Here is a 14,536-nt window from a genome sequence, read left to right on the forward strand (position 1 = left end):
ATCATGAAACTGTCCCGCATCGCCCAACGCCTGGCCGCGCCGCTGCTGGCCGCCGCCGCCCTGGTCGCGCCCTTCGGCGCCCACGCAGACGCCTGGCCGAGCAAGCCGCTGAAGCTGATCGTGCCTTACCCGCCGGGGGGCGCCGCCGACACCGTCGGCCGCATCTACGCCGACGCGCTGACCGAAGCGCTCAAGCAGCCGGTGGTGGTGGAGAACAAGCCCGGCGCCGGCACCGCGATCGCCGCCGAGTTCGTCGCCAACGGACCGGCCGACGGCTACACCCTCAACCTGGTGCCCACCGGCCAGCTCACCGTGCTGCCGCACGTGGCGAAGAACCTGAAGTTCGACGCCTTCAAGAGCTTCACGCCGGTGTCGCTGCTGGCCTACACCAGCGTGGTGATCGCCGCCAACAACGAAGTGCCGGCCAAGAGCCTGAAGGAGCTGGTGGCGCAGGCCAAGGCGGCGCCGGGCAAGTATTCGTACTCGTCGTCCGGCAGCGGCACGATCATCCACCTGGCTGGCGAGTACTTCCGCCTGACCAGCGGCACCGACATCCTGCACGTGCCCTTCAAGGGCAGCGCCCCGGCGGTTACCGCGGTGCTCGGCGGCGAGGTGAACTTGGCGGTCGATACGCTCACCATCCTCGCCCCGCAGATCAAGGGCGGCAAGCTGCGCGGCCTCGCCATCGCCTCGCGCGAGCGCTCGCCGCTGCTGCCGGACGTCCCCACCGTGGCGGAATCCGGCTACCCCGGCTTCGAAGTCACTTCCTGGTTCGGCCTCAACGTCGCCGCCGGCACCCCGGTCGAGGTCGTCACCCGCCTCAATGCCGAAATCGCCAAGGCCGCGGCATCGCCGACGGTGAAGGAGAAGCTAGCCGCGCAGGGGCTCGACCCGTGGCCGAGCACGCCGGCGAAGTTCGCCGAGCAGGTGCGGACCGATTACGAGAAATACGGGAAGGTGGTGAGGGAGTCGGGGACGAAGTTCGAGTGAGGGTTGATGGTCGGGCAGGCAATGACGGTTCCGGCCGCGCTGAATGCTCCCTCCCCTTCAAGGGGGTGAGGCCGGGGTTTCGGCGAGCATCGCTCGACGCCGGCTGAACGACGATGCCTCCTGGCATCGGCTACCGGGTTGGGGTGGGGATGGGGTTAGTCGCTGCGCTGAACCCAACCCCATCCCCCTCCTGGCCGGGAGTCTCGGCTTCGCCTCGCCGCTCCGCCGGCGGCGAGCAGTGCTCGCCGAAACCCCTGCTACGCCCCCCTTGAAGGGGGAGGAACAAAAGACCAAACCCGTCGCCTCCCCCTATGGAGCACCCGATGCCGAATCATCCCATCGAATTCCTCGGCTTCCTCGCCCACCAGGAAGCCAGCGAAATCCTCCCCGCCCGCGGCCCGCTGGTCGACAAGGCCTTTCTCGGCGCCTGCGCCCGCGCGCAGGAGCACGCCGGCTTCGACCGCGCCTTGATCGCCTACCACAGCGGCGCCCCCGACGGCCTGCAGGTGGCCGCCTACGCTGCGGCGCAGACGAGCCGGCTCGGCCTGCTGGTGGCTCACCGGCCGGGCGTGATCGCGCCGACCGTGGCGGCGCGCCAGTTCGCCTCGCTCGACCACTTCAGCGACGGCCGCGCGGCGATCAACATCGTCAGCGGCGGCAACGACGCCGAGCAGCAGCGCGATGGCGATTTCCTCGGCCATGACGAGCGCTACGCCCGCACCGACGAATACCTGCAGCTGATGAAGCTGGCGTGGACCCGCGGCGAGCCCTTCGACTTCGACGGCCGCTATTACCGCGTCAAGGGCTATGTCAGCCAGGCGCGGCCGCTGCAGCAGCCGCACATCCCGATCTTCTTCGGCGGCTCGTCGGCGGCGGCGCTGGAGGTGGCCGGCAAGCATGCCGATGTGTTCATGATGTGGGGCGAACCGCTGGCCGGCATCGCCGAGCAGATCGCCGCGGTGCGCGCGGTGGCGGCGCGTCACGGGCGCGGCGACGCGGTGCGTTTCTCGCTGTCGCTGCGGCCCATCCTCGGCGCCACCGAGGACGAGGCCTGGGCGCGTGCCGAACGCATTCTCGGCGGGGTGCGCCAGCGGCTGGAGCAGGCCGCGGCCATTCCGCTCGCCCTGAGGCCGTCGAAGGGCAGTGCTGCCGAGCGGGCTTCGACAGGCTCAGCCCGAACGGTGTTGGGCGCCCGGGCCGACAAGTCCGTAGCGACCCGCGGCATCTCCACCACCACGACAGCGAACCCCGCCGCGACCCCGCTAAACGAAGGCTCCCGCCGCCTCCTCGCCTTCGCCGAGCGCGGCGAGGTGCTCGACAGCTGCCTGTGGACCGGCATCACCGCGCTTACCGGCGCCGCCTCGGGCGCCGCTGCCAGCACCGGCATCGGCGGCAACTCCACCGCGCTGGTCGGCACGCCCGAGCAGGTGGCTGATGCGCTGCTGGCTTACCACCGCCTTGGCGTCAGCCACTTCCTGGTGCGCGGCTTCGATCCGCTGGCGGACGCGGTGGCCTACGGCCGCGAGCTGCTGCCGAGCGTGCGCGCGCGGTTGGCCGAAGCGCTGCCGGCGGAGGCTTTCGCCGCCTTCTGACCCGGCGGGCGGCCTGGCCCTATGCCATGACCCACCGATTTCAAACCCTTTCCCAGCCACGTTCCAACCGCTTACCGAAGCGCTTTCCGGAGTCATTCATGACCATACGCAAATCCACCCGCCGCACCTTGCTGCGCACCCTGGCGCTCGGCGCCGTCGCGCTGATGCCCTTCGCCGCCCAGGCCGACACCTGGCCGAGCAAGCCGCTCAAGCTCATCGTCGCCTTCCCGCCGGGCGGCGCGTCCGACATCGTCGGCCGTTTCTATGCCGAGCAGCTCTCGACCGCCCTCGGCCAGCCGGTGGTGGTGGAGAACAAGCCGGGTGCCGGCACCGCGATCGCCGCCGAAGCCGCCGCCAAGGCCGCGCCCGACGGCTACACGCTGTCGCTGGCGCCGGCCGGTCAGCTGACCATCCTGCCGCACCTCGCCAAGGACCTGCGCTACGACGCGTTCAAGGACTTCGCCCCGGTGTCGGTGGTGGCCTCGGTGCCCTACGTGGTGGCGGTGAACAGCACCGTGCCGGCCAACACGCTGCAGGAATTCACCGCCTACGCCAAGGCCAACCCGGGCAAGGTCAGCTACTCCTCGTGCGGCAACGGCACGCTGTGCCATCTGTCCGGCGAGTTCTACAAGAGCCTGACCGGCACCGAGCTGCTGCACGTGCCCTACAAGGGCAGCGCGCCGGCCATCACCGCGCTGCTCGGCGGCGAGGTCAATGCCGCCTTCGACACGCTCACCATCCTGGCCCCCCAGGTGAAGGGCGGCAAGGTGAAGGGGTTGGCGATCACCAGCGCCAAGCGCTCGCCCACGCTGCCCGACGTACCCACCGCCGCCGAGGCCGGGCTGAAGGGCTTCGAGGTGTCGTCGTGGTTCGGCATCGTGGTGCCGGCGGCGACACCCAAGCCGGTGATCGAGCGCCTGCACAAGGAACTCGTCCAGATCGCCGCCAAGCCGGAGACCCGCACCAAGCTTGCCGAGCAGGGGCTGGACGTGGAAAGCACCACGCCGGACGCCTTCAGCCGCCTGATCCGCGAGGACAGCGTCAAGTGGGGCAAGGTGGTGGCGGAGTCGGGAGCGAAGATCGAGTAAGGGGGCGTTAACCCCATCCCCACCCCAGCCAGGAGTCTCGGCTTTGCCTCGCCGCTACGCTGGCGGCGAGCAGTGCTCGCCGAAACCCCAGCTCCGCCCCCCTTGAAGGGGGAGGAGCAAAAACTCTTCACTCCGGAGTCCAACCATGAACGCCCCCCTTGAACTCCCCTCCACCGAAGCAGCCATCCACGCCGCCCGCGTCGACCTTGCCGCTGCCTGCCGCCTCATCCACCTTTTCGGCTGGACCGATCTGCTCGCGACCCACGTCACCTACCGCGTGCCCGGCCGCCACGACCGCTATTTCATCAACCCGCTCGGCCTGCTCTATGAAGAGGTCACCGCCTCCAGCATTCTCGAGGTCGATCTCGACGGCAAGGTGGTGGGCGGGGAGGGCGACGTGAACCCCGCCGGCATCGTCATCCACGGTGCCATCCACGCCGCAGTCAAGGACGCCGCCGCCGTCATCCATCTGCACAGCCGCGACGGCGTGGCGGTGGCGAGCCAGGAGGACGGACTGCTGCCGCTCACCCAGATGGCGCTGATGGTGCACGGCCAGATTGCCTACCACGACTTCCAGGGCGTGGTGCTGGACGAGCGCGAGCGCGCCGACCTGCTCGCCAACATCGGCGACCGCCACACCGTCATCCTGCGCAACCACGGCACCATGACGCTCGGTCGCAACATGGGCGAGGCCTTCGCCCGCATCTGGCGGCTGGAGCGCGCCTGCCGCTTCCAGCTCGCGGCGCAGTCGGCCGGCGTGCCGCTGCGCCAACTGCCGGACGAGGTGATCGCCCGCACTCATGCGCAGGCGCAGGAAATCTACGGCGGCCAGGCGAGCTTCTTCCCCTCGGGCAAGCGCGAATGGGCGGCGCTGCGCCGCCGTCTCGACAGGGAGCTGCCCGGCTATGCCGACTGAGCACGGACGCATCCTGGTCGTCGGCGGCGGCAGCCTCGGGCTCTACCTCGCCGGGCGGCTGAGCCTGGCGGGCAGGGCGGTGACGGTGACGCAGCGTGCTGGCAGCGCCGCGCCGGAAGGCGGCATCGTCGCCGAGGGCGACGAGCAGTGGCAGGCGCCGGCAGTGGGCTTCACCATCGCTGACGACCGGCGCGGCCCCTATTCGCAAATCATCGTCGCGGTGAAGTCGCACGACCTGCCGCCGCTGCTGCCGACGCTGGCCGCGCTCGGCGACGCCACCACCGAATACGTCTTCCTTCAGAACGGCATCCCCTGGTGGTGGCGCCATGCGGACGGCGACGGCACGGCGCCGGCGCTCGCGCGCACGGTGGCGGTGGTGGTGCATCACGCGGTGGAGCGCACGGCGCCCGGCCGCATCCGGGTGCGCCGCGCCGGCGGTGAGCGCTACCTGTGCGGTCGCGTTAGCGCCGCCCTGGCTGATGCGCGCGACACCGCGCTGCAGACGCTGGTCACCGGCTGGCAGCAGGCCGGCATCCCCGCCGAATACGCCGACGACATCCGCGGCGAGGTGTGGGCCAAACTGATGGGTAACGCCACCCTCAACCCGCTGTCGGCGATCACCGGCGCCACCATCGGCGAACTCGCCACCACCCCGGCAACGCGCGCGGTGCTGCTGGCCGGCATGGGCGAGATCGCCCGCATCGCCGCCGCCGAAGGCAGCGCGCTGCCGAGCACGCCGGAAGCGCGCGTGCGCCGGGCCGAGCAGGTCGGCGCGGTGCGCACCTCGATGCTGCAGGACCGCCTCGCCGGCCGCCGGCTGGAAACCGGGGCGCTGCTGGCGGCGCCGATCGCGCTTGCCGAACGCCACGGCATCGCGGTGCCGGTGCTGCAAACCTTGCTCGGCTGCCTGAGCGTTCCCCTTCATGACAAGGATCCGAATGTCCGCACGTGAAAACCTGCCGGCGGCCGAGCCCGTCTGGCGCATTCCGGTGGCGCGGGTGCTGCACCCGCAATCGGTGGCCATCGTCGGCGCCTCCGACAGCCTCGACAAGTTCGGCGGCCGCATCCTCGCCAACGTGCAGCGCCACGGCTTTCCCGGCCGCCTGCTGCCGATCAACCCCAAGCGCGCCGAGGTCGGCGGCCTGCCGGCCTGGCCCGCCATCGGCACGGCGCCGGGGCCGGTGGACCTCGCGGTGATCGCGGTGCCCGGCAGCCAGCTGCTGGAAACCGTGGGCGAATGCGCCCGCGCCGGCGTCGGCGCCTGCGTGGTCATCACCGCCCAGCTCGCCGAGTTCGACGAACGCGGCAAGGCGCTGCAGGACGAGGTGGTGGCGCTTGCGCGCAGCCACGGCATGCGCCTGCTCGGCCCCAACTGCATGGGGCTGATCTCGCCGGCGGCCGGTCTGGCACTGAGTTCGACGATGACGCTGCAGCACGCGCCGGCGCTGCGCCGCGGCGGCGTCGGCTTCGTCAGCCAGAGCGGCGCGCTGATGGGTACGCTCTTCGTCACCGGCGACGACCACGCGGTGGGCTTCAGCCACATGGTCTCGATCGGCAACCAGGCCGATCTGGAACTGTGCGACCTGCTCGAAGCGTTGATCGCGGACGATGCCACCCGGGTGATCGCGCTCTATGTCGAGGCGCTGAAGTCGCCGCACCGCTTCGTCGAACTGGCCCGCCGCGCGCGTGTCGCCGGCAAGCCGGTGCTGGCGGTCAAGGCCGGGCGCACCGAGGCCGGCGCCGCCGCGGCGCGCTCGCACACCGCCAGCCTGGCCGGCTCCTACGAGGCTTTCGTTGCCGCCTGCGAATCGGCCGGCGTGCTGGTGTTCGACGAGCCGGAAGGCATGATCGTCGCCGCAGGCGTGTTTGACCGCCTCGGCGCGGCGGTGGGCGAGGGCGGCATCGGCTTCGTCGGCAGTTCCGGCGGCGGCTGCGCGGTCACCGCCGACCGCCTTGCCGCCGCCGGCCTGCCGCTGGCGCAATGGACGCCGGCCACCCGCGCGCGGCTGGCGGCGCACTTCCTGCCCACCCACACCAACAACCCGATCGACCTCGGCGGCCACAAGGGCGCACTTACGCCGCAGGTGTTCGAGGACAGCATCGCCGCCATTGCCGACGACGATGGCGTGGCGGTGCTGCTCTACCTGATGACGCCGCAGCCGCTGATGGCGGAAACCGCCGACGCGCTGATCGCCGCGCATCGCCGCAGCGGCAAGCCGGTGCTGGTGGTGAGCGACACCGGCAGCTTCGCCGCCGACATCCGCCAGCGGCTGGTGGCGGCCGGGCTGCCGCTGGTCAACCGCATCGACGACGGCCTGCGTGTGCTGGAGGCCTGGTTCCGCCGGCGCCGGCTGGCGGTGTTCGCCGACGGCGGCACGCGGCCGGCAGGAGCCGGGCCGCTTTCCGCGCTGCCGCTTGAGTTGCCACCCGCGGGCCTGCTGAACGAGCCCGACACCAAGGCGCTGCTCGCCGCCTACGGCATTGCGGTGAACGCCGCCGACACCGTGGGCGACGCCGAGGCCGCGGTGGCCGCGGCGGCGCGCATCGGCTACCCGGTGGTGCTGAAGGGCATCAGCCGCAGCATCACCCACAAGAGCGACGCCGGCCTGGTGCGGCTGAACCTGGCCGACGCCGACGCGGTGCGCGCCGGCTGGGCCGCGCTCGCCGACATCCTCCGCGCGGCCGATGGCGACGTGGCGCCGCACGTGTCGGTGCAGCAGCAGGTGGCAGGCGTGGCCGAGCTGATCCTCGGCGTGCGCGTCGATGCCGACTTCGGCCCGCAGCTGCTTGCGGGCTTTGGCGGCGTGCTGGTCGAGGTGCTGAAGGACTTCCGCCTCGCCGCGGTGCCGCTGTCGCCGGCGGCGGCGCGCGCGCTGCTCGATGGCCTGCGCCTGCGGCCGCTGCTCGACGGCGTGCGCGGCCGGCCGGCGGCGGATGTGGAGGCGGTGGTGGATGCCATCGTGCGCCTGTCCTGGCTGGCGGCCGATCTTGGCGACCGCCTGCGCGAACTGGATGTGAATCCGCTCATCGTCGGCGCGCGCGGCGAGGGCGCGATAGCGGTGGATGGCCGCGCCGTGATCGTGGAGGAAGCAGCATGAGTACCGTCAGCGACGAAGGCCGCATCGACTACCGCTCCGCCGACGGCATCGCCGTCATTACCATCAATCGCCCGGCCAAGCGCAACGCGCTCACCGCCGCGATGTGCGACCAGCTCCACGCCGCCTGGCTGCGCTTCCAGGCCAGCCCGGAAGACCGCGTCGCGGTGCTGGCCGCCGAGGGCGACACCTTCTGCGCCGGCGCCGACCTGCGCGCGCCGCCGCCGCACTTCTGGCGCGCGATGCCGGCGGTGGCGGTAACGCTGGACAAGCCGGTGATCGCGGCGGTGCAGGGCGCGGTGGTGGGCGGCGCGGTGGCGATGGTCACCTTCTGCGACCTCTGCGTCGCCGCCGAGGACGCGCGCTTCATCTACCCGGAAGCGAAGGTGGGCGTGGCGCAGGGAATGATCTCGGCGATCACCGCGCGCATCCCGCACAAGATCGCGATGGAATTGATGCTGCTCGGCGAGCCGGTTTCCGCCCGCCGCGCCTACGAGGCCGGCTTCGTCAATCGTGTGGTGCCGGCCGACGCGGTGCTGGATACCGCACTGGCGATGGCCGCCACGCTGGCGAAATCCGCGCCGCTGGTGCTCGGCCTGCTCAAGCGCCTGGCCGACCGCACGCTGCCGCACAGCCCGGCCGAAGCCGCCTGTGCGCTGCAGGCCGAGGTGCAGGACGTACTCACCAGCGCTGACGCCGCGGAGGGCCTGGCCGCCTTCCGAGACAAGCGTCCGCCGCGTTTTGCCGGCCGCTGAGCCCCCGCTTCTTACAGACACCGGCGCCGCCCGCGGGCCGCGCCCTACAGGAGAACCCAGCATGAAAACCGCCCCTGCCTTCAAATCCCTGCGTCGGCTGGCGCTGCTGGTCGGCGGCGCCGTGCTCGCCGGCGGGCTCGGCGCGCCGCTGGCGGCGCTCGCCGCCGACAACTGGCCGTCGCGGCCGGTGGTCATCGTCTCGCCTTATCCGCCGGGTGGCACCAACGACACCGTCGCGCGTGCGGTCGCCGACCGCCTGCAGCAGATCTTCGGCCAGCCCTTCGTGGTGGAAAACCGGCCGGGCGCCTCCGGTATCGTCGGCACCACCAGCGTGATCCGCGCGGCGGCCGACGGCTACACCCTGCTGTCGGCCAACAACGGCGCGCTCATCGTGCAGTCGGTGGTGAAGTCGCCGTCGCCCTACGACCCCGCGCGCGATCTCACCGCCATCGCCAAGTTCGCCGAGGCGCCCAACTTCATCGGCGTCAGCGCGGCGCTGCCGGTAAACAACGTGGCCGAGCTGATCGCCCTCGCCAAGCGCGATCCGGGCAAGCTCAACTACGGCTCGTCCGGCAGCGGCTCCTTCGGCAACTTCAGCGGCGAGCTGTTCAAGGTCAGCACCGGCATCGACATCGTGCACGTGCCCTTCCGCGGCAGCGCAGCGGCGGTGACCGACCTCGCCGCCGGCCGCATCGACGCGATGTTCGACCCGCTGGTGGTGCCGCAGGCCGGCGGCGGCAAGGTCAAGGTGCTGGCCTCGCTCACCCACAAGCGCACCGCAGGCCAGCCCGACATCCCGACGGTGAAGGAAGCCGGCGGGCCGGATTTCGAGCTCAAGGGCTGGTTCGGCCTGTTCGCGCCCAAGGGCCTGCCCAAGGAGGTGCTGGACAAGCTCGCCGCCGCCTCCGAGAAGATCGCCGCCGACCCCGAGGTCAAGGCGCTGCTGACCCGCGCCGGCCTCGAACCCACTCTGACCGGCCCGGCCGCCTTCGCCGACCTGGTCGGCAAGGATCTGGTGCGCTATGCCGACATCAAGCAGCGCGCAAAGATCGAGCACGTCGAGTAAGCCGGCTTATCCTTTCCATCCGTTCCGGAGAATCCACCATGTCCGTCACCCCGCTGCGCGAATTCGTCGTCGCGCTCACCGAACTTGTCGAAAGCGGCGCCGATGAGCCGCGCATCCTGCAGGAAGGCCGCGAACTCGTCGGCAAGCTGGTCGCCAAGGACGACTGGCTGCCCGATGCCTTCGCCCAGCCGCATCCGCAGTACTACCAGCAATACCTGCTCTACGCCGACCCGCGCGAACGCTTCTCGGTGGTGTCCTTCGTCTGGGGCCCCGGCCAGAAAACGCCGCTGCACGACCACACGGTGTGGGGCATCGTCGGCGTACTGCGCGGGCAGGAACGCGAACGCAGCTACGTCGAGCGCGCCGGTGGCGGCTACGAGGAAGCCCACGTCGGCGTGCTCGGCGCCGGCGGAGTGACCGCGGTATCGCCCACCATCGGCGATGTGCACATCGTCGAGAACACGCTGGCCGATGAGGTGTCGATCAGCATCCATGTGTATGGCGGCAACATCGGGCGCGTTTCGCGCCATGTGTTCGATGCGGAGACGGGGGCGCCGAAGACCTTTGTGTCGGGGTATGCGAGTGATGTGGTGCCTAACCTTTGGAGTTGAATGAACGCTCCGGATACCGCGATGGGGGCGTTGCGCCGAGGACGATGCTGCAAGCAGGTCGTGGTCCGGCCGGGCTTCGCCTCCTCGGAGCGGATGCTTAGCAGAAAATCAAATATCCGCGCTGGAATGAGCCCTCTAACATGCCCCGTCACAAACTTCTTGGCCGACAGGATCTTCAGTCAATGACCGCCTCCCTTGCTTCATCAGATACCCGAGCGGACATTCCGCAGACCACCCATGCCGCGGTCCGCGCCGCGCTGCTCGAACGCCGCGAGATCGCGCTGCTCGACGTGCGCGAGGAAGATCCCCATGCCCAGGCGCATCCGCTGTTCGCCGCCAACCTGCCGCTGGCGCGCATCGAGCTCGACGCCTACGCCAAGCTGCCGCGCCGCGACGTGCCCATCGTCACCATCGACGACGGTGAAGGCCTGGCGGAGCTGGCGGCGCGGCGGCTGATCGCGCTCGGCTATGCCGATGTGCGGGTGTTCGCCGGCGGCGTGAGGGGCTGGGCGGCGGCGGGCGGCGAGCTGTTCCGCGATGTGAACGTGCCGAGCAAGTCCTTCGGCGAGCTGGTCGAAGCCGAGCGCCACACGCCGTCGCTGGCGGCCGAGGAGGTGCAGGCGCTGATCGACAGCGGGGTTGACGCGGTGATCGTCGATGCCCGCCGCTTCGACGAATACCAGACCATGAACATCCCCGGCTCGACCAGCGTGCCCGGCGCCGAACTGGTGCTGCGCATCGCCGAACTCGCGCCGCGGCCGGAAACGCGGGTGATCGTCAATTGCGCCGGCCGCACCCGCAGCATCATCGGCACCCAGTCACTGGTGAATGCTGGCATTCCCAACCCGGTGGCGGCGCTGCGCAACGGCACCATCGGCTGGACGCTGGCCGGGCAGAAGCTGGAGCACGGCGCCGACCGCCGCTTCGGCGAGGTGTCGGAAGCGACCCGCGCGCGCGCCGGCGAAAGCGCGCGTGCGGTGGCCGATCGCGCCGGCGTGCGCCGTACCACGCTTGCCGGCATCGACGGCTGGGGGCGCCAGGAAGGGCGCACCAGCTACTTCTTCGACGTGCGCACGCCGGAGGAATACGAGGCCGGCCATCTGCCCGGCTTCCGGTCGGTGCCGGGCGGCCAGCTGGTGCAGGAAACCGAGATGGTGGCGCCGGTGCGCGGCGCCCGCATCGTGCTGGCCGACAGCGACGGCGTGCGCGCCAACATGAGCGCGTCGTGGCTGGCGCAGATGGGCTGGGAGGTCTACGTGGTCGATGGCGCCGATGCCGCCGAATTCCGCGAGCGCGGCGGCTGGCGCGCGCCGTTGCCGCCGGCGCCGGCGGCACGCCGCATCCTGCCGGAAACCCTGTCGCGCAGCCTCGCTGCCGGTGAGGACGTGGTCATCCTCGATTTCACCACCCACGCCAATTACCGCAAGCGCCATATTCCGGGCGCGTGGTGGGCGCTGCGCTCGCAGCTGGCGGAGGCGATCAAGCAGGTGCCGAAGGCATCGCGCTACGTGCTGACCTGCGGCACCAGCCTGCTTGCGCAGTACGTGGTCGCCGAGGCGCAGGCGCTGGTTGATGGCGAGGTGTGGCTGCTCGACGGCGGCAATGCGGCGTGGTTTGCGGCCGGGCTGGCGGAAGAGCAGGGTGAGACCCGGCTGGCCTCGCCGGCCATCGACCGCTATCGCCGCCCCTACGAGGGCACCGACAATCCGCGCGAGGCGATGCAGGGCTATCTGGACTGGGAGTTCGGCCTGGTCGCGCAACTGGGCCGCGACGGCACCCACCACTTCAAGGTGATCTGACCGCGGTCGAGCCGGCGGCCCGGCGGCGAGGGGATCAGCCCGCGCTCGCCGCCGCCGGCACCACGAAGCGCCAGCGCGAACGCGCCGGCTCGGTGTCGGCGCAGTTTTCGACATACAGCGGCCGCCAGCGGTGGCTGGCCTCGAAGGTGGAGGCCGATTGCGGGCCGACGGTGAGGCACAGCCCGCTGCCGGCGAGTTCGACGCGGCCATCGGCGCGATGGACGAAGCGCTGCAGCGCGTCCGCCTCCATGAAGGGCGAGCGCTCGCCGCATTCGCGCGGCACCACCGCCGCCCCCGGCAGCGCGCGCCCATCCAGCCCGGCGATGGTGGCGCAGGCGTTGTAGGCGGGAAAGCGCAGATAGCCGTTGGGCTCCAGCGTTACCGCTTCGTCGGCATAGAGGCCGGGCTTGCAGTTGTGCGCGGTCATCGGCAGGTCGAAGCGGATATGCCGGCCGGAGCCGACGATGTCGAGGCAGTAGCCGTCGGCCGGGCGGTCGAGCGGATCGATCAGGCGGAGATGGCCGGGCCGGACAGGCGCCTGCCCCTGGGCGGCCAGCGGAGCGACGAGGCTGGCGGCGAGCAGGGGCAGGAGGAAGAGCGCGCGATGCTTCATGTGATGGGTGTCTTGTTTCAGGCAGCGTGCGGAAAGAGCAGGAAGAAGTGGCCATAGTTCCTGCGTTCTTCACGCCAGGCGTGTGCCGCGATGACCACCGACAGGAAGCCCCACAGCGCGATGTACTCGAGGCCGCCGAGATTCCACAGCCAGTGCGCGCCCTTGGTGGCCAGTACCGCGTAGGCCGCCACCCCCATTACCGCTGCCGACATCAGGCCGACCCACTTGGTGAGGATGTTGAAGATGAGGCCGGCCGCGCAGAGGGTTTCGGTGATCAGCGCGAGCACCACGAACAGCATCGCCGGCTCGAAGCCCGCCTTGCCGAAGAAGGCCGCCGCGCCTTCCATGCCGTTCAGCTTGAAGAGGATATGCGGGATGTAGAGCACGCCGAGCGTGATGCGCATGACGACGACCGGGTCGGTGAAGTCGAAGGCGGTCCTGTTGTTGGCAGACATTTTGGTGCTCCTTCAGGTCAGGTGGGAAAGCGGTATTGCGTTGGTTTCAAGATATCCCTGCCCCCGGCATTGATAAACTGACGCTCCGCGAATAGATTGTTTCTCCGATGTTGATAAAGCCGGAGAAGACCAGGTGGATACGCTGACCAGCATGAAGGTGTTCGCGACGGTGGTGGAGCTGGGCGGCTTCACCGCGGCGGCGGACCGGCTGGGCATATCGCGGGCGATGACCTCCAAGCACGTCCAGCATCTCGAAGACCATCTCGGCACCCGCCTGCTGCACCGGACCACCCGCAAGCTCGGCCTTACCGAGGCCGGCAGCGCCTATCACGAGCGCTGCGCGCAGATCCTCGCCGAGATCGACGAGGCCGAGGCCGGCGCGGCGCTCGGCACTGCGCGGCCGAGCGGGGTGCTGCGGGTGACGATGCCGGTGTCGTTCAGCATCCGCCATGTCGGGCCGATGATCGCGCAGTACATGACGCGCTACCCGGAGGTCAGCGTCGATGCCTACGTCAGCGACCGCCGCGTGCATCTGGTGGAGGAAGGCTTCGACGTCGCGCTGCGCGTGGGGCCGTCGCCCGAGTCCAGCCTGATCGCCCGCCGCCTCGCCAGCGACCGGCTGGCGATCTGCGCTTCGCCCGCCTACCTCGCCGCCCGCGGCACGCCGCGCCATCCGCGCGAACTCGCCGCGCACGACTGCGTGCTCTACAGCTACGCCGCGGTCGGCAGCGAATGGACGCTGTCGGGCGCCGACGGCGTGCATACCGTCAAGGTGGGCGGTACGGTGCGCGCCAACAATGGCGACCTGCTCAACCAGATCGTGCTCAACGGCCACGGCCTGATGTGCCAGCCGCGCTTCATCGTCGGCGAGGACATCCGCGCCGGGCGGCTGGTGGAGGTGCTGGCCGACTACGCGCTGGAGCCGATCGGCATCTACGCGATGTACCCCAGCCGCCGCCACCTGTCGGCCAAGGTGCGCAGCTTCGTCGATTTCCTGGTCGAGGCCTTCGCCCGCCAGGGCGACTGGTAGGAGGCAGGACGGCGATGATCGAAATCCGTCATGTCCGCATCCCCGACGAGCTCGACACCGTGCGGGACATCTTTCGCGAGTACGTCGGCAGCGTGTCGGCAGACCTCGGCTTCCAGAACTGCGAGGCGGAGTTCGCCGCCTTGCCCGGCGCTTACGCTGCACCCGCCGGCCGCCTGCTGCTGGGCTGGCGGGGCGAGCGTGCGGTCGGCTGTGTGGCGCTGCGCCCGGTGGATGCGGTGATCTGCGAACTGAAGCGGCTCTATGTGCGCCCCGCGGCGCGCGGCGAAGCCCTCGGCCGCCGCCTGGTCGAGCGCATGCTGGACGAGGCGCGCGCCGCCGGCTACCGCCGCATCTGCCTCGATGTGCTGCCGGAATTCGATGCGGCGATCCGGCTTTACGCCGCGCTTGGCTTCCAGCCCGCGCCACCGGTGACGCACAACCCGGTGCCGGGCACGCGCTTTCTCGGGCTGGCCCTGTAGCGGCGTTTCGTACGGCAAGCGCCGCGTCCTTAACGCGGCTTGCGGGG

14 protein-coding genes are annotated in these 14,536 nt (G+C 70.6%); 12 read left to right on the plus strand and 2 right to left on the minus strand.

Annotated features, from left to right (window positions below; translation table 11 throughout):
• Positions 1 to 3: 3 nt before the first annotated feature.
• The 10 genes from CJ010_RS11145 to CJ010_RS11190 all read left to right on the plus strand — a co-directional run bounded on the left by CJ010_RS11145 (position 4) and on the right by CJ010_RS11190 (position 11,912).
• Entirely contained in the window at positions 4 to 990 is a 987-nt protein-coding gene (locus CJ010_RS11145; RefSeq protein WP_141018095.1) for a tripartite tricarboxylate transporter substrate binding protein, read from the plus strand.
• A gap of 323 nt (positions 991 to 1,313) precedes the next feature.
• Positions 1,314 to 2,582, plus strand: a complete 1,269-nt coding sequence (locus CJ010_RS11150; RefSeq protein ID WP_141018096.1) for an LLM class flavin-dependent oxidoreductase — start codon at positions 1,314 to 1,316, stop codon at positions 2,580 to 2,582.
• A gap of 98 nt (positions 2,583 to 2,680) precedes the next feature.
• On the plus strand, positions 2,681 to 3,670 hold the full coding sequence (locus CJ010_RS11155; protein ID WP_141018097.1) for a tripartite tricarboxylate transporter substrate binding protein: 990 nt from the start codon (positions 2,681 to 2,683) through the stop codon (positions 3,668 to 3,670).
• A gap of 145 nt (positions 3,671 to 3,815) precedes the next feature.
• A complete protein-coding gene (locus CJ010_RS11160) occupies positions 3,816 to 4,586 on the plus strand; it encodes a class II aldolase/adducin family protein (protein ID WP_141018098.1) in 771 nt (256 codons plus the stop codon).
• Positions 4,576 to 5,538: a ketopantoate reductase family protein gene (locus CJ010_RS11165; RefSeq protein WP_141018099.1), complete on the plus strand. Its 963-nt coding sequence runs from the start codon at positions 4,576 to 4,578 to the stop codon at positions 5,536 to 5,538. The genes CJ010_RS11160 and CJ010_RS11165 overlap by 11 nt, the downstream gene beginning before the upstream one ends.
• On the plus strand, positions 5,525 to 7,684 hold the full coding sequence (locus CJ010_RS11170; RefSeq protein WP_168224938.1) for an acetate--CoA ligase family protein: 2,160 nt from the start codon (positions 5,525 to 5,527) through the stop codon (positions 7,682 to 7,684). Before CJ010_RS11165 ends, CJ010_RS11170 begins: the two co-directional genes overlap by 14 nt.
• On the plus strand, positions 7,681 to 8,436 hold the full coding sequence (locus CJ010_RS11175; RefSeq protein WP_141018101.1) for an enoyl-CoA hydratase/isomerase family protein: 756 nt from the start codon (positions 7,681 to 7,683) through the stop codon (positions 8,434 to 8,436). Before CJ010_RS11170 ends, CJ010_RS11175 begins: the two co-directional genes overlap by 4 nt.
• Positions 8,437 to 8,497: 61 nt before the next feature.
• Positions 8,498 to 9,502, plus strand: a complete 1,005-nt coding sequence (locus tag CJ010_RS11180) for a tripartite tricarboxylate transporter substrate binding protein (RefSeq protein ID WP_141018102.1) — start codon at positions 8,498 to 8,500, stop codon at positions 9,500 to 9,502.
• Between the two features lie 38 nt (positions 9,503 to 9,540).
• Positions 9,541 to 10,113 carry a cysteine dioxygenase gene (locus CJ010_RS11185; protein ID WP_141018103.1) on the plus strand — a complete coding sequence of 191 codons (573 nt, stop codon included), beginning with the start codon at positions 9,541 to 9,543 and terminating at the stop codon, positions 10,111 to 10,113.
• A 182-nt stretch (positions 10,114 to 10,295) separates the two neighbouring features.
• On the plus strand, positions 10,296 to 11,912 hold the full coding sequence (locus tag CJ010_RS11190) for a rhodanese-related sulfurtransferase (RefSeq protein WP_141018104.1): 1,617 nt from the start codon (positions 10,296 to 10,298) through the stop codon (positions 11,910 to 11,912).
• A 34-nt stretch (positions 11,913 to 11,946) separates the two neighbouring features.
• Here the strand turns inward: CJ010_RS11190 and CJ010_RS11195 are convergent, their stop codons facing one another.
• Both CJ010_RS11195 and CJ010_RS11200 read right to left on the minus strand, forming a co-directional pair.
• Positions 11,947 to 12,525 (minus strand): ricin-type beta-trefoil lectin domain protein, encoded by a 579-nt coding sequence (locus CJ010_RS11195; RefSeq protein WP_141018105.1) that lies wholly within the window; start codon positions 12,523 to 12,525, stop codon positions 11,947 to 11,949.
• 17 nt (positions 12,526 to 12,542) lie between these two features.
• Positions 12,543 to 12,980 carry a DoxX family protein gene (locus CJ010_RS11200; protein ID WP_141018106.1) on the minus strand — a complete coding sequence of 146 codons (438 nt, stop codon included), beginning with the start codon at positions 12,978 to 12,980 and terminating at the stop codon, positions 12,543 to 12,545.
• A 133-nt stretch (positions 12,981 to 13,113) separates the two neighbouring features.
• Here CJ010_RS11200 and CJ010_RS11205 point away from each other — a divergent pair, with 133 nt between their 5' ends.
• Together CJ010_RS11205 and CJ010_RS11210 are read left to right on the plus strand one after the other, a co-directional pair.
• The gene (locus CJ010_RS11205; protein WP_141018107.1) at positions 13,114 to 14,010 is read left to right on the plus strand and encodes a LysR family transcriptional regulator; all 897 of its coding nucleotides are present in this window, start codon (positions 13,114 to 13,116) and stop codon (positions 14,008 to 14,010) included.
• Between the two features lie 14 nt (positions 14,011 to 14,024).
• Positions 14,025 to 14,489 (plus strand): GNAT family N-acetyltransferase, encoded by a 465-nt coding sequence (locus CJ010_RS11210; protein WP_141018108.1) that lies wholly within the window; start codon positions 14,025 to 14,027, stop codon positions 14,487 to 14,489.
• Positions 14,490 to 14,536 lie beyond the last annotated feature (47 nt).

Origin of the sequence: Azoarcus sp. DD4, from assembly GCF_006496635.1 — a bacterium.
Classification (GTDB): Bacteria; Pseudomonadota; Gammaproteobacteria; order Burkholderiales; family Rhodocyclaceae; genus Azoarcus.

What these genes read in the sequence shown, in the direction of transcription:
- CJ010_RS11145 (WP_141018095.1), top strand. Translation starts at nt 4, where the DNA reads ATGAAACTGTCCCGCATCGCCCAACGCCTGGCCGCGCCGCTGCTGGCC.
- CJ010_RS11150 (WP_141018096.1), top strand. Translation starts at nt 1,314, where the DNA reads ATGCCGAATCATCCCATCGAATTCCTCGGCTTCCTCGCCCACCAGGAA.
- CJ010_RS11155 (WP_141018097.1), top strand. Translation starts at nt 2,681, where the DNA reads ATGACCATACGCAAATCCACCCGCCGCACCTTGCTGCGCACCCTGGCG.
- CJ010_RS11160 (WP_141018098.1), top strand. Translation starts at nt 3,816, where the DNA reads ATGAACGCCCCCCTTGAACTCCCCTCCACCGAAGCAGCCATCCACGCC.
- CJ010_RS11165 (WP_141018099.1), top strand. Translation starts at nt 4,576, where the DNA reads ATGCCGACTGAGCACGGACGCATCCTGGTCGTCGGCGGCGGCAGCCTC.
- CJ010_RS11170 (WP_168224938.1), top strand. Translation starts at nt 5,525, where the DNA reads ATGTCCGCACGTGAAAACCTGCCGGCGGCCGAGCCCGTCTGGCGCATT.
- CJ010_RS11175 (WP_141018101.1), top strand. Translation starts at nt 7,681, where the DNA reads ATGAGTACCGTCAGCGACGAAGGCCGCATCGACTACCGCTCCGCCGAC.
- CJ010_RS11180 (WP_141018102.1), top strand. Translation starts at nt 8,498, where the DNA reads ATGAAAACCGCCCCTGCCTTCAAATCCCTGCGTCGGCTGGCGCTGCTG.
- CJ010_RS11185 (WP_141018103.1), top strand. Translation starts at nt 9,541, where the DNA reads ATGTCCGTCACCCCGCTGCGCGAATTCGTCGTCGCGCTCACCGAACTT.
- CJ010_RS11190 (WP_141018104.1), top strand. Translation starts at nt 10,296, where the DNA reads ATGACCGCCTCCCTTGCTTCATCAGATACCCGAGCGGACATTCCGCAG.
- CJ010_RS11195 (WP_141018105.1), bottom strand. Translation starts at nt 12,525, where the DNA reads ATGAAGCATCGCGCGCTCTTCCTCCTGCCCCTGCTCGCCGCCAGCCTC.
- CJ010_RS11200 (WP_141018106.1), bottom strand. Translation starts at nt 12,980, where the DNA reads ATGTCTGCCAACAACAGGACCGCCTTCGACTTCACCGACCCGGTCGTC.
- CJ010_RS11210 (WP_141018108.1), top strand. Translation starts at nt 14,025, where the DNA reads ATGATCGAAATCCGTCATGTCCGCATCCCCGACGAGCTCGACACCGTG.